Below are 13,081 nucleotides of genomic sequence, written 5' to 3'. Positions count from 1 at the left end.
TCGACGACAGCGGGTGACCGCGCGGCGCGCCGTGACCCGGCACGGGGTCAGGTGTCCTCGAGTGCGACGCCCCTGCGCTCCGGGAGAGTGAAGGCCGCCAGGGCGGCGACGACGAAGGCCGCCGCGAACACACCGAAGACCATCACCGTGTCGCCCAGATCGAGCAGGAACGGGACGAGCAGTGGCGCGATGATGGAGGCGATCCGCCCGAACGCCGCCGCTGCGCCGGTGCCGGACCCGCGGGTGGCGGTCGGGTAGAGCTCGGGGCCGATCGCATAGAGGGCGCCCCACGCGCCGAGGTTGAAGAACGACAGCGCCATGCCGGCGGCGATGATCGTGGCCGGGTAGTCCGCCAGACCGAACAGACCCGCCGACACCGCCGAGCCGACGAGGAACACCGCGAGCGTGACCCGCCGCCCCCACACCTCGATGAGCCAGGCGGCCACGGCGTAGCCCGGCAGCTGGGCGAGCGTGATGATGAGCGTGTAGCCGAACGACTTGACCAGGTCGAAGCCCTGCGAGACGAGCAGGCTGGGCAGCCAGATGAAGGCGCCGTAGTAACTGAAGTTGATGCCGAACCACACGATCCACAGCGCGGCGGTGCGGCGACGCAGGCGCGGGGACCAGATGGACTCCCCCGACTCGGCAGGCGCGGCGGGTGCGGCCTCCGGCGCGGTCGCGGCGGCCTCGGCGTCAGACCGACCGGTCGTGGGGACGCCAGCCGCGGCGACGGGCGGGGGCGTGACACCCGCGGAGGCCTCGTACTCGCGGACGATCCGCTCGGCCTCGTCGCCGCGGCCCCGCGACTCGAGGTAGCGCACCGACTCGGGCAGGCCGAAGCGCACGACCAGTGCGTACGCGGCCGGGACCAGGCCCACGGCGAGCGCCCAGCGCCATCCGTCGTCGCCGACGGGCACCACGAAGTAGCCGATGAGCGCCGCCATGATCCAGCCGACCGCCCAGAACCCCTCGAGGATCACCACCACGCGTCCACGGATCCGGCGCGGCGCGAACTCACTGACCAGCGTCGAGGCCACGGGCAGCTCGGCGCCCAGGCCCAGCCCCACGATGAAGCGCAGGACGATGAGCATCGCCACGCCGGTCGACAGGGCCGCCGCTCCGGTCGCCAGCCCGTAGACCAGGAGCGTCCCTGCGAAGACCTGCCGGCGGCCGATCCTGTCCGCGAGCAGTCCGCCGAACGCGGCGCCCAGGGCCATGCCGACGAAGCCGATGGACCCGATCCACGACAGCTCGGTGGGCGTGAGCGACCAGTGGACGGCGAGTGCGGCCATGACGAAGGAGATCAACCCCACGTCCATCGCGTCGAGCGCCCAGCCGATGCCCGAACCGAACAGCAGTCTGCGGTGCTTGCGGGTGAACGGCAGGCCGTCGAGGCGCTCCGTGCGGGTCGTCATGTCGGCCACGCTACTTGGCACGCCCCGCGTGTCAGAGAGCCTCCCGGACTGAACAATCCCCGGATCCCAGCGGCGGTCGCGGCAACGCTCTTAGGCGGCCGGGCGGCCCGGACCGGTGGAGAGCCGGGAGGAAACGCAGCACACTTCTCTGGTATGAGCGCCACGCCCCTGGATGACGATGTCCGCGACCTGCTCCTCGAGCCCAACCCGTGCGTGATGGCGACTCTGCGCAAGGACGGCTCGCCGGTGACTGTGCCCACGTGGTACCGGCTGGTCGACGGCGACCGGATCCACCTCAACCTGGACGCCGGCCGGGTGCGGTTGCAGCACATCCGCCGCGATCCGCGGGTGGCGCTGTCCGTCATCGCCTCCGAGGATTGGTACACCCATGCGAGCATCCAGGGGCGGGTCACCGAGATCGCCGACGACCCGGACCTGTCCGGCATCGACGCCCTCGCCCGCCACTACACCGGCGAGTCCTACCCCACCCGCGACCGGCCGCGCGTGAACGCGTGGGTGGAGATCGAGCACGTCCACGTCTGGGGCAGGCTCCTCGACAACTGACGTGGCGGGGGCCCGCGGGGGCAGGACTGCGGCATCGCCCGCGACGAGGGCGTGGCCGTCCTACGCTGAGGTCACCCCTCACCCCTCGACGCCCGGAGGCCCTCATGTCAGACCGCTATCCCCTCGCCGAACTCGCTGATCTGCCCGGGGACCTTCGCGAGCGCATTCTCGCCGAGCAGGAGAAGGCGGGGTTCGTCCCCGAGGTGTTCCTGATGTTCGGGCGGCGGCCCGCCGAGTCGCGGGCGTTCTTCGCCTATCACGACGCTCTCATGGAGCGCGAGGGCAACCTGTCCAAGGCGGACAAGGAGATGATCGTGGTGACCATCTCCGGGCAGAACAACTGCCTGTTCTGCGTGGTAGCCCACGGGGCGATCCTCCGGATCGTCAAGAAGGCTCCGCAGATCGCCGACCAGCTGGCGGTGAACTACCGCAAGGCTGATCTGACCCCTCGGGAGCGGGCGATCTGCGATTTCGCCACCAAGGTCAACCTGCGCTCGGACGAGCTGTGCGACGCCGACTTCGCCGCCCTGCACGAGCACGGCCTGGACGACGAGGACGCGTGGGACATCGCCGCGATCACCGGGCTGTTCGGGCTGAGCAATCGCCTCGCCAACGCCACGGACATGCGTCCGAACCCGGAGTTCTACCTCATGGGCCGGGTGCCGCGGCAGAAGTAGTCGCTCGCCGGGGACCGTGCGCCGGTGACCGCGGGACGGTCGCCGGCGCACGGGCAGCTGAGCTCCGGCCGATCAGTTCTGCTCGCTCACCACGCCGCAGGCCACGCGGCTGCCACCGTCGCCGGCGTTGCGGGTCTCCTCGTCGGGCCCGTCGGGCGCGTAGCGCTCGGGGATGTTGGCGAGATTGTCGGAGTTCTCGTGGATCATCACGGCCGAGCCGTCGTCGTCCAGGAGCAGGTCTCTGTCGAGTCGGTCGGTCAGCGTCATGATGCGGGCCGTCCCGTCCTCGGTCACGAAGAGCGGTGGGAGGTCGCCGGCGTGTTCGGGATGGCCCGCTTCGCCGTCGGGGCCGGCGAGGTGACCGCCCGCGGACAGGAACGCTCCTTGCTCGCCCGGCTCGTTGGGGTTCTCACTGTCGGGCTCGCAGAGCCCGATGCCATGGATGTGGAGGCCGTGGAACCCGGGCGTCAGGTCGGTGGCGTCGACGGTGACGAGCGTCCCGCCGCCGGCCTCGGCGAACTCCGCCGTACCGCGGGCCTCGCCCTCGGGGTTGATCAGCTCGGCAACAGCGAAGACCTCGCCACCGTCGGTGCCTCGATCCGCGACGCCTTCGGTCACGGTTGTCGTCGCGGTCTCCCGGGGCTCGACATCGCGCTGAGCCGCCGGCGAATCCTCCCCGGTGCCGCATGACGCGAGCAGGAGCACGGATGCACCGAGGGCGGCGAGTGGCATTTTCTTGCGCGAAAGTCGGGCAATGGACACGGTGCGTTCGGTCATGGAACCTCCTCGGACGGCGTCGTGTGTGCGTCACGGTACCGAGAGGCACCGTCGCTGCAACCGCCTTGCGCGACAGCGATTCTCGGCCCGGCCGCGCAACCGGGGCGCGTTAGCACAAAGTAAGCGCGTTCTCGCCTAGCCGACCTGGCGTTTTGTTGATCTGCCAGCGGACGAATCGGACATTCGCTCTGCCGCTCTCGCAGCCAGCTCGTCTCGTCGAGTTAGAGCCGCTGGCCTGCAACAACTTTGACGATCAGCGCGAAGCGCCCATCCGCCAGCTGCGACCCTGCGTGATGTTCGTTACGCAAACTTGTCGAAAAACTTGCAGAACCTGAGAGGGGGATGCATGCCCTTCTCAGTCCCCGCACAGATTCCCTCTGGCCCTCCGCGGGGCGTCCCTCCCCCTCGGGCCCACGGGCTCAATCCCCCTCTAGAAAGGGTTCATCATGAACCAGGCGTTCTACGCTCTCGCCACCCTCCAGGCCTTCTTCTCCGATCGCCTGGACAATCGCAAGGACCGCGGCGCGACCGCTGTGGAGTACGGCTTGATGGTCGGACTCATTGCCGTGATCATCATTGTCGCGATTCTTGCGCTAGGCAATAACCTCCAAGGCCTGTTCCAGGGCGTCGCTGATGATGTCGCTAACCCGGCCGGTGCCGGCGCGGGCGCCCCCCCGCGGGCGGCTAAACCCGATCTGACTCCGGCGCAGCACTCGTCACTGGTGCTGCGCCGGAGTCCGGACAGTCCCTTCACTTCCCAACCGTCTCGTCCCTCGCTCGACAGGCGCCGCCATGTTCACGCCCTCACGTGAGCGCGGAGCTACAGCGGTCGAATTCGCGCTTGTCCTGCCGATTCTTCTTCTCCTGGTAATCGGCATTCTCGAATTCGGCCGGGCATACCACGTGCAAACCACCCTCTCGAATGCCGCGCGCGATGGCGTCCGGGTGATGGCATTGCAGGACAGTGCCACAGCTGCACGTACAACGGCCAAAGACTCCGCGCCAGGTCTCCCCCTCACCGACTCGATGATCGACGTCACCCCTACTCGATGTGCATCAGACACCACCGCCCCCGGCCAGGTGTCGGTCACCATCTCCTATCCGTTCACGCTGGTCTCCGGCTTTCTCCCCCTCGATGACTTCACCCTCACCGGCAGGGGGACCATGCGATGCTTCGGCTGAAGGATGACCGGGGCGCGGTCGCCGACATCGTCGCGATCCTCATGGTGCCCCTCATGGGTTTCGCGGCGATCTCCCTCGATATCGCTGCGACACACGCCGAGAGGCAACAGCTTCAGATCGGGGCCGACGCGGCAGCCCTGGCCATCGCCCGAGACTGCGCACGAAAGGCATGTGGCTCTCCACGGACCACCGCGCAGGACTTCGCCACGTTGAACAGCAACTCGGGCGAGGCTGTCGCCACTGTACCCGCGGTCCCCTCCGCCTCCACAGGCAGAGTGACCGTTCACAACTCGGCAGTTCGACAGCACTGGTTCGCTCCGGTGCTAGATATCGACAGCACCGCGCTCACCACTACATCCAGCGCCGGGTGGGGCGGCCCGACCGGTGGAACAGCAGCGCTCCCCCTCATCATCTCACTCTGCGACTTCAACCAGTCCTCGGTCGGCGGGATCCCGACAGGAGTGGAACAAACGATCGTCACCACGCCCGCCGGCACGTGCTCGGGCGAGGGTGGGAACTCACCGACGATCGTTCCCGGCGGTTTCGGCTGGCTGGAGACCGACGCGAAAAAGAGCTGCTCCACCACCACCAACATCAACACGAAGGCGTACAGCGAACCCGGAAACACCCCGAAGCAATGCGACCTCTCGACGATCCGCGGGAAGACCATCCTTATCCCGCTCTTCGACGAGGCTGACTCCGCCAGCTCCGACGGCAACGGCAGGGGCGCCTGGTACGAGGTCTACGGGTACGCGGCTTTCCACGTCACCGGGTACCACTTCTCCGGCCAGAGCTGGAACCCGCCGTGCGACAAGAACCAACGCTGCATCCGCGGCTACTTCACCTCGATGGTGAACACGGACCCCGACTTCACCTACGGCCCGGACGCCCCAAACCTCGGCACATCCGCCGTCTACCTACTACCCGATTAGTGAGTAAGCCATGACCCGACGTCTCGTCTCGGCCATCGCGGCGGGCGTGCTCGCGATCCTCGGCGCCGTGTTGCTCGTCAGCTACGTGAACAACGCCGACAGCCGCGCGATGGCCGACATGGACCCCATCGAGGTTCTAGTGGTGTCGGCCCCAATCCCCCAGGGAACCCCGGCAGAGGAGATCGCTGCGTCGGTCACCACTCAGCGGGTGCCCCGAGCCGCCGTCGGCCCGAACCCCGTCCGCTCGATCGCGGAGGTTGCGGGACGGGTAGCCTCGACCGACCTACAGCCGGGCGAGCAGGTCTTGAACGCCCGGTTCGTCACCCGGCAGTCGCTCGAGCGCTTCGGCGGCATCCCGGTCCCCGACGGATACCACCAAGTGACTATCCCACTCGACGCCTCCCGGGTGGTCGGCGGAACAGTCACCCCTGGGGACACGGTCGGCGTCTTCGTCACATACGGCGACGGGTCCACCCGTCTCATTCTCCGGAAGATCCTCGTGACTCGCGTACAGGGCGGGCTCGGTGCGACCCAGCCCGACGAAGGGGTGGAAAACCCCGACGCGGCACCTGAACCCGACGGCGGCGCATTGATCACCATGGCTCTCACCACCCAGCAGTCCCTCACCGTCGTCCACGCCGCCGAACATTCGAGAATCTGGCTCTCCCTCGAAGACGACTCCGTCCCGAACGACGGCACCCCCACGATCGAGTTCAGGGACTTCTCCTCATGAGCCGCATCCTGATCGCCTCCGACTCCGCCGACCTGCGCGGAAAGGTCGCCACCGCGGTCGGCGCACCCATCTCGGCCATCGCCGGCACCGCACTACCCGCAGGCCCGCCGCAACTTTTCCAGCGGCTGGGCGCAGGCGCGCCCATCCCGCAGGTCGTGGTGATCGACACCGCCGCGGGGCCCGACGACGCTCTCGCGCTCTCGTCCAGGCTGGCGGCCGAATGCCCCGGCATGGCCGTCGTCCTGGTCACCGACCAGCCCGACACGCTCGCGCTGTCCGCGCTACGCGCCGGCGCGTGCGACGTCGTGCATCCCGAGGCGACGTGCCGGGCGTGCGCGGCCTGCGCAAGGAGATGACCGTCCTGCGCGACCTGGCCATCGACGTCGACAAGCGCCACATCCTGGTCAACTTCGCCGACCTCCGCAGCGGCCTGACCAAGGCCGACGCGGAAGCGACCATCGGTGCGAATCTCGACCTGGTCCTGCCCCGCAGCAAGGCCGTCCCCGTCTCCATCAACCAGGGCCTGCCCCTCCTGCAGAGCGACACCCGCGACCCCATGACCAAGCAGCTGCGCAGACTCGTCGACCGATTCACGCCGGCGCCCATGCGCCCGGCCCCGACCGCCGCGCCCATCACCGTCGGCGGGCGGCACCGACTCCGTAGGAAGCGGGTGAAGGCATGAGCCTGTCCGATCGCCTCCGCGCCGCGCGCGCCACCCCCGGCAGCACCATCACCGCGGCGCCTCCGGCCGACACCGCCGCGCCATCCCCCGCCGCGCCGGGCTCGGCGTCGTCCGTGGTCAGCCCGACGGTGACGACGACGAAGCCATCCACAGCGGGCAGCCCGCAGACTCCCGCGACGGCGGGCGGGCCTCCGACCGACGATCCCACGGTCGATCCGCTGATCGCTCTCAAAGAGCGCGCGGCCACCGCGTTGTTCGAGCGCATCGGTGCGCGCCTGAACAACCCCTCGCTCACCGAGGACCAGCTCCACACCATGGTGCGGGCCGAGCTCAACAAGGTCGTGGAGGACGAGACCGTCCCCCTGACCGGCGACCAGCCTCAGCGCCTCATCTCCGACGTCCAGGCCGACGTGCTCGGCCACGGTCCGCTCGAGAAGCTGCTCGAAGACCCGGACATCACCGAGATCATGGTCAACGGGCCGGACATGATCTTCGTCGAGCGCGCCGGCCAGCTCACCCGTCACCCCTCGCGGTTCACCTCCGAGGACCACCTGCGGCAGGTCATCGAGCGGATCGTCTCCCGCATCGGCCGCCGCGTCGACGAGTCGTCCCCGCTGGTCGATGCCCGGCTCGCGGACGGCTCCCGCGTCAACGCGGTGATCCCGCCGCTCGCGGTCAACGGGTCGTCGCTGACCATCCGTAAGTTCTCGAAGGACCCCTTTCAGGTCCACGACCTCATCCGCTTCGGAACGCTCACCCCGGAGATGGCCGAGGTCCTGCAGGCGTGTGTGCAGGCGCGACTCAACATCATCGTCTCCGGCGGCACCGGCTCCGGAAAGACGACCCTGCTCAACGTGCTGTCCTCGTTCATCCCCGAGGGCGAGCGGATCGTCACCATCGAGGACGCCGTCGAGCTGCAGCTACAGCAGGATCACGTGGTCCGGCTCGAGTCCCGGCCCGCGAACATCGAGGGCCGCGGGGAGATCACCATCCGCGAGCTCGTCCGTAACTCGCTGCGTATGCGGCCCGACCGCATCGTGGTGGGCGAGGTCCGCGGCGGGGAGACCCTCGACATGCTCCAGGCGATGAACACCGGCCACGACGGCTCGCTCTCCACCGTCCACTCCAATTCTCCACGTGACGCCATCGCCCGCCTCGAGACGCTCGTGCTCATGGCGGGCATGGACCTCCCGCTCCGCGCGATCCGCGAGCAGATCGCCTCCGCCGTCGACGTCATCATCCAGCTCACCCGCCTGCGCGACGGCACCCGCCGCATCACCGCGGTCACCGAGGTCCAGGGCATGGAGGGCCAGACGGTCACCCTGCAGGACGCGTTCCTCTTCGACTACTCCGCCGGCGTGGGACCCGACGGGAAGTTCCTCGGTAAGCCCGTCGCCACCGGGGTCCGCCCGCGGTTCACTGACCGGTTCGCCGAACTGGGCATCACCTTGTCTCCCCGGGTGTTCGGGGCCACCACCGACGGAGCGGGAGCCATCCGATGATCGCGTCGCTGTTCTCCCCTGCCGCGTTCGGGCTCGCGGCCGTCACGGTGGCGATCGCCGTGCTCACGTTCCTGGCGCTCGCCCCCACCCGCAACCACATTCCCCGCGAGCGCCGGCGGCCCGAACAGGCCGCCGGCCCTGGCCTGCTGAACCGCACGGCCACCGCGCTCACAGAGGCGATCGACGCCCTCCTGCGCCGCCGCGGGACCACAGGGGCCGGCCAGCTCGAACGCGCCGGTGTTCGCATGGGTCTCCAGGACTACGTCTTCCTCGTCGTCGTCGCCACGATCGTCGCCTTCGCGCTGGGACTCATCCTCTCCGGCCCGGTGATGGGCGTGTTCCTCGCCCTCCTCGCCCCTGCGGGCGGGTACGTACTGCTCCAGGTCCTCGCCGCCCGCCGACGCGCGGCGTTCGCCGACCAGCTCGACGACTCGCTGCAGCTCATGGCCTCGAGCCTGCGCGCCGGCCACAGCCTCCTACAGGCACTGGCCTCCGTCGCCCGCGAAGCCGAACAGCCCACCTCCGAGGAGTTCGCGCGGATCATCAACGAGACCCGCGTCGGCCGCGAGCTCGCCCCCGCTCTGGAGGAGACCGCCAACCGGATGGGCAGCCAGGACTTCGTGTGGGTCACCCAGGCCATCGCGATAAACCGCGAGGTCGGCGGCAATCTCGCCGAGGTCCTCGACGGCGTCGGTCACACCATCCGCGAACGCAACCAGATCCGGCGGCAGGTCAAGGCGCTGGCCGCCGAGGGAAAGCTCTCCGCGTATGTCCTCATGGCGCTGCCGTTCGGCATCGGCGGCTTCCTGTTCGTCTCCAACCCCTCTTACATCGGTGTCCTCACCCAGAGCCCGCTCGGCTGGGGGATGATCGCTGCCGGCGTCGTCATGCTCACCATCGGCGGGATCTGGCTGAGCAAGGTCGTGCGCATCAGGTTCTGACCTCGGGCGCCGCCCCGGCCCGGGGGCACCGCCCCGCCCCGCCCCGACCCGACCCGGGCAGCGGCTCTCACCGCAGCCCCGCCCCTCCCCTCCCCTCCCCCCTCTTGCCCCGTCTCCGCGAAAGGAGGCCCCTGCGATGCCGTTGTCCGCCGCACTGGCCGTGTTCGTCCTGACCGCGTCCATGTTTCTTCTGGCCTTCGCCGTGTTCTCGGGCCGCGACACCGTCCGCGCGCGCACTGTCGCCAACCTCCGCCGCGGCATCGACGACGGGTTCGCCTCCCAGGTCGACCTGACCGGCGTCGACGTCGACGACTCCCGCAGCCGCCTGTACGAGGTCGCCCGCCGCCTGACTCCGGTCGGCACCATCCGCCGGCTCGAGAAGCTGTCCATCCGCGCGGGGCGGCCCCGCGGCTGGTCCATCCAGCGGTTGGTCGTGGCCAAGATCGTCGTCCCGCTCATCGTGGTGCTACTGGGCCTGGCGCTGCTGCGGACCAACCCGGAGCCGCTGCTGCTCCTTCTCACGTTGGGGACCGCGGTCGTCTGCTACTTCCTGCCCGAACTCCTCCTGCAGAGTCGTGGCCAGGAGCGCAATGACGAGATCGCGCTCGAGTTGGCCGACACCCTCGACCAGATGACGATCGCCGTGGAGGCCGGCCTCGGCTTCGACGCCGCCATGGCCCGCGCCGGCCGCAACGGCACCGGCCCGCTCGCGCAGGAACTCATCCGCACGCTGCAGGAGATCCAGGTGGGTCAGTTACGCCGCACCGCCTACGAGCAGCTCGCCCTGCGCGCCGACGTCCCCGACCTGCGCCGGTTCATCCGCGCGATCATCCAGGCCGACGCCTACGGCATCTCCGTCGCCGACGTGCTCCGCACCCAGGCGTCCGAGATGCGGCTCAAGCGGCGGCAACGGGCCGAGGAGAAGGCGCAGCAGGTGCCGGTGAAGGTGATCTTCCCCCTCCTGGTGTGCATCCTGCCCGTACTGTTCATCGTGCTGCTCGGACCGACCGCGATCAACATGATGGAGGCGTTCTCCTGACGTGACCACCCCTGTCACCGCCCTGATCTGCGCCCTCCTCTGCGGCGGTACCGCCGCTGCGCTCACACGGTGGATGCGCCGCCTCGTCGAGTCCCACTCGCGGTGGCTGCGCAGCGGACTGCACGTTCTCCTCTCCGCGGCCGGAGGCGTCGGCGCGACGGCACTGGCGACGAACTGGGCCGAGTTGGTGGCGTTCGCCGCACTCGCGGTGGCATGCGGCCTGCTCATCGCGATCGACCTGGCGGTGTTCCGCCTCCCCGACGTGATCGTGGGGCCGCTCTACCCCATCCTGTTCGCCGGGCTCGCGGTGTCCGCCTGGCTCACCGACGACTGGGCGGGCCTCGGACGGGCCGCCGCCGCGGCTGTCGCGCTGCTCGGCTTCTACTTCGTCCTGGCGTTGATCAACCCGTCCGGCCTCGGGTTGGGTGACGTCAAGCTGTCGGGCGCGCTCGGGGCGCTCCTCGGCTGGCTCGGCTGGCCCGCCGTACTCGCCGGCACCCTCGCGGCGTTCGCCCTCAACGCCGTCGTCGCTCTCGTGCTTCTCGCGTCCCGGCGGGTCACCGCCAAGAGCGGTATCGCGTTCGGCCCCGCTATGATTCTCGGCGCGGTGCTCGGCGCCGCCTACTGGGTAGCGCGCTCGACGGCCCTCGCGGGATAGACGGGCTGGCGCGCCCCGCTGTCAGCGGCGACCTCCCGCGCTCACGCCGCAGCGCCTGCCGGGCCGAGCGACAGCCGGTCGGCGTCGGCCCCCACGCTGATCAGGCGAAAGCCGCTGCGTCCAGTCCGGAGCGATGGTGGTGGATCTGGTCGGCGAGCGTGGTGACGTGCGTCTGATGCAGTACTGTCACGCCCCCTGCCGTGCGGGCCCGCGCCAGCGTCGACAGTGCGAGACCGGTCCCGCCCAGCCGGTACTCGCCGAGCAGGTCGAGGGTGAGGTCCTCGTCGTCGTCCCCGTCGCCCGCCCGGCCATCGGCGCGTCTCACCCGGTCACCCACACCGCTCGGGTCCCGGCCTCCGGCGCCGGTCACCGACCTGGCGCGCACGCGCCAGTCCTCGGCGCCCTCCATGCACGCCACCACCGCGTCGAGTAGCGCGGCGGCGGGCACGGCAGGCGCGATGACGCTCGCCGTGGCGACCACGTTGGGGACGAAGCCGGCCGACCCGGGAGCCGGTTCGGTGGCGGGGTGGGGCCGGATCGTGGCGCCGAGGCCGGTCACGTAGTCGTGGAGCGGTGTCACTGGAACTCCTTGACCACACCGTCGCGGTCGACCGCGATGCCGTCCGGCTCCGCGCCCTCCGGCCACCACTGCTGCGTCCGGTACATGTGGCGGCGCACGCGGCAGGGCGGACCCACGAACAGGAGCTTTGACGCGCGGGGGCCGAGCAGTGGCCGCAGCTCAGGTCGGTCGCGGAGGGCGAGGATCGCGGTGAGCAGCGCGCTGGGCTCGACCGTGAAGTAGTCGGTCTCCAGCAACAGCAGCGGGGTGTCGAAGTCCTCCCATCGCACTCGCACCTTCACGCCTGACACGCGCTCGGGCGGGACCACGATCTTCGCCCCGGGCTGATACCGGCGCAGGTATTTGCGGTACCCCTCGTGATCGCGGACGTCGTTGGTTGACTCCGCGTCTCCGAGTTCGTCCCACGCCAGCGTGATCCGACCGATCCCCCGCCAGTAGGTGATCGACTCGGGCGTCATCCTGATCCCGCGGAGCATCTGCCACAGGCAGAGGAGGATGAAAGACGCCCCCGCGACGATCAGCAACGGGCCCGTCACGGTCGGGTCGTTGATTCCGTCCAGCTCCGTCGACGGCCACCCGATGAGCTCACCGTAGAAGACGCCGCTCGCCGCCATCGACGCGCCTGCGCAGATCAGGAGCACGAGCTCCGCCGAACCGACTCTGGGCAGCACCCAGGTCGCACCCCGGAAGTTCACGACCCGGTTCGGGAGCACATCACGGAACCCCACGCGGATCGGGATCACCGCCATCCCGAACAACCAGAAGGCACCGAGCGCCACGGGGTAGGCCGTCCGCTCGTCTGCAGGTTGGGTGGCCACCGGGCCGAAGTAGAGGAGCACAAACGCGAGAACAACCCAGAACAGCAAGAACGCACGGACGGGCTTCACCGGCCTGCATACCGCGTGGCAGGTGTACGGGAACGGCCTCGCGGCGAGGTCAGTTCGCACGGTCGAAGGCTCCCCTCACCCACGAGGCGGCGAGTGCGCCGTGGATGTCCAGATAGAGCTGGCTCAGCTCGTCCGAGATCTGGTGGATGAGCGGCTCCACGGTCTGACGGAATCCGATGCACCCGTTGATCAGCTGGGCGCCGGGCACCAACGCATCGACGGTGGCCACTCCGTCGAGATCCGACAACGCGCCGATGGCCCGGGATTTGAACTCGACGGTATTCGCGAAGGTCACGAGCAGGTCGGGAACAATGTCAGTCGAACCTGCCGCAGGCGCGCCGGGCGGGATGTGGTCAGGCACGTGCGGGCCCTCCTCGCTAACCGATGATCGCTGCACACGGTAGTGCCCCGATCCGGCTGAGTGGGGCCGCTCCTCGGACCTGCAGCTGTCCGATCCGCAACCACGAAATCCGCTACTCCGCGTGGGGATTCGCTAGCCCTGTGGGAGTAGC

General features: G+C 69.4%; 17 protein-coding genes. 12 read left to right on the top strand and 5 right to left on the bottom strand.

Annotation, left to right across the window (positions count from 1 at the left end; translation table 11 throughout):
* Positions 1-47: 47 nt before the first annotated feature.
* The gene (locus tag DPA01S_RS11270; protein WP_061916356.1) at positions 48-1,415 is read right to left on the bottom strand and encodes an MFS transporter; all 1,368 of its coding nucleotides are present in this window, start codon (positions 1,413-1,415) and stop codon (positions 48-50) included.
* Positions 1,416-1,568: 153 nt separating this feature from the next.
* On the opposite strand from DPA01S_RS11270, the gene DPA01S_RS11265 reads away from it, so the two are divergent.
* Both DPA01S_RS11265 and DPA01S_RS11260 read left to right on the top strand, forming a co-directional pair.
* On the top strand, positions 1,569-1,979 hold the full coding sequence (locus tag DPA01S_RS11265) for a PPOX class F420-dependent oxidoreductase (RefSeq protein WP_061229961.1): 411 nt from the start codon (positions 1,569-1,571) through the stop codon (positions 1,977-1,979).
* 104 nt (positions 1,980-2,083) lie between these two features.
* Complete coding sequence (locus DPA01S_RS11260) at positions 2,084-2,656, top strand: peroxidase-related enzyme (RefSeq protein ID WP_007625856.1); 573 nt, start codon at positions 2,084-2,086, stop codon at positions 2,654-2,656.
* A 72-nt stretch (positions 2,657-2,728) separates the two neighbouring features.
* Here DPA01S_RS11260 and DPA01S_RS11255 read toward each other — a convergent pair whose 3' ends face one another.
* Positions 2,729-3,433 (bottom strand): superoxide dismutase family protein, encoded by a 705-nt coding sequence (locus DPA01S_RS11255; RefSeq protein WP_061916305.1) that lies wholly within the window; start codon positions 3,431-3,433, stop codon positions 2,729-2,731.
* A gap of 446 nt (positions 3,434-3,879) precedes the next feature.
* Here DPA01S_RS11255 and DPA01S_RS16385 point away from each other — a divergent pair, with 446 nt between their 5' ends.
* From DPA01S_RS16385 to DPA01S_RS11205, 10 genes are all read left to right on the top strand, one after another.
* The gene (locus tag DPA01S_RS16385; RefSeq protein WP_063935316.1) at positions 3,880-4,245 is read left to right on the top strand and encodes a Flp family type IVb pilin; all 366 of its coding nucleotides are present in this window, start codon (positions 3,880-3,882) and stop codon (positions 4,243-4,245) included.
* Complete coding sequence (locus tag DPA01S_RS11245) at positions 4,226-4,615, top strand: TadE/TadG family type IV pilus assembly protein (protein ID WP_061916302.1); 390 nt, start codon at positions 4,226-4,228, stop codon at positions 4,613-4,615. Before DPA01S_RS16385 ends, DPA01S_RS11245 begins: the two co-directional genes overlap by 20 nt.
* Entirely contained in the window at positions 4,603-5,547 is a 945-nt protein-coding gene (locus DPA01S_RS11240; RefSeq protein ID WP_061916299.1) for a pilus assembly protein TadG-related protein, read from the top strand. The genes DPA01S_RS11245 and DPA01S_RS11240 overlap by 13 nt, the downstream gene beginning before the upstream one ends.
* Before the next feature lie 10 nt (positions 5,548-5,557).
* A complete protein-coding gene (cpaB, locus tag DPA01S_RS11235) occupies positions 5,558-6,280 on the top strand; it encodes a Flp pilus assembly protein CpaB (RefSeq protein ID WP_061916296.1) in 723 nt (240 codons plus the stop codon).
* Positions 6,277-6,636 (top strand): DNA-binding transcriptional response regulator, encoded by a 360-nt coding sequence (locus DPA01S_RS11230; protein ID WP_061230160.1) that lies wholly within the window; start codon positions 6,277-6,279, stop codon positions 6,634-6,636. The genes cpaB and DPA01S_RS11230 overlap by 4 nt, the downstream gene beginning before the upstream one ends.
* Positions 6,633-6,962 (top strand): CpaE/TadZ family protein, encoded by a 330-nt coding sequence (locus tag DPA01S_RS11225; protein WP_141764018.1) that lies wholly within the window; start codon positions 6,633-6,635, stop codon positions 6,960-6,962. The genes DPA01S_RS11230 and DPA01S_RS11225 overlap by 4 nt, the downstream gene beginning before the upstream one ends.
* A complete protein-coding gene (locus DPA01S_RS11220; RefSeq protein ID WP_061230158.1) occupies positions 6,959-8,464 on the top strand; it encodes a TadA family conjugal transfer-associated ATPase in 1,506 nt (501 codons plus the stop codon). Before DPA01S_RS11225 ends, DPA01S_RS11220 begins: the two co-directional genes overlap by 4 nt.
* A complete protein-coding gene (locus DPA01S_RS11215; RefSeq protein ID WP_061916290.1) occupies positions 8,461-9,405 on the top strand; it encodes a type II secretion system F family protein in 945 nt (314 codons plus the stop codon). Before DPA01S_RS11220 ends, DPA01S_RS11215 begins: the two co-directional genes overlap by 4 nt.
* Positions 9,406-9,541: 136 nt before the next feature.
* Positions 9,542-10,444: a type II secretion system F family protein gene (locus DPA01S_RS11210; protein WP_061229856.1), complete on the top strand. Its 903-nt coding sequence runs from the start codon at positions 9,542-9,544 to the stop codon at positions 10,442-10,444.
* 1 nt (position 10,445) lies between these two features.
* Positions 10,446-11,102 carry a prepilin peptidase gene (locus DPA01S_RS11205; RefSeq protein ID WP_061916287.1) on the top strand — a complete coding sequence of 219 codons (657 nt, stop codon included), beginning with the start codon at positions 10,446-10,448 and terminating at the stop codon, positions 11,100-11,102.
* A gap of 100 nt (positions 11,103-11,202) precedes the next feature.
* On the opposite strand, the gene DPA01S_RS11200 is transcribed toward DPA01S_RS11205, so the two are convergent.
* The 3 genes from DPA01S_RS11200 to DPA01S_RS11190 form a co-directional block, all read right to left on the bottom strand.
* A complete protein-coding gene (locus DPA01S_RS11200) occupies positions 11,203-11,682 on the bottom strand; it encodes a hypothetical protein (RefSeq protein ID WP_061229858.1) in 480 nt (159 codons plus the stop codon).
* Complete coding sequence (locus DPA01S_RS11195) at positions 11,679-12,521, bottom strand: hypothetical protein (RefSeq protein WP_157076974.1); 843 nt, start codon at positions 12,519-12,521, stop codon at positions 11,679-11,681. The genes DPA01S_RS11200 and DPA01S_RS11195 overlap by 4 nt, the downstream gene beginning before the upstream one ends.
* A gap of 97 nt (positions 12,522-12,618) precedes the next feature.
* Positions 12,619-12,930 (bottom strand): hypothetical protein, encoded by a 312-nt coding sequence (locus tag DPA01S_RS11190; RefSeq protein WP_146193789.1) that lies wholly within the window; start codon positions 12,928-12,930, stop codon positions 12,619-12,621.
* Between the last annotated feature and the right edge of the window lie 151 nt (positions 12,931-13,081).

Origin of the sequence: Dietzia papillomatosis NBRC 105045 (assembly GCF_001570845.1) — a bacterium.
Classification (GTDB): Bacteria; Actinomycetota; Actinomycetes; order Mycobacteriales; family Mycobacteriaceae; genus Dietzia; species Dietzia cinnamea.
Note: the sequence above shows the minus strand (reverse complement) of the source record. Positions and strands in the feature narration are given on the sequence as shown.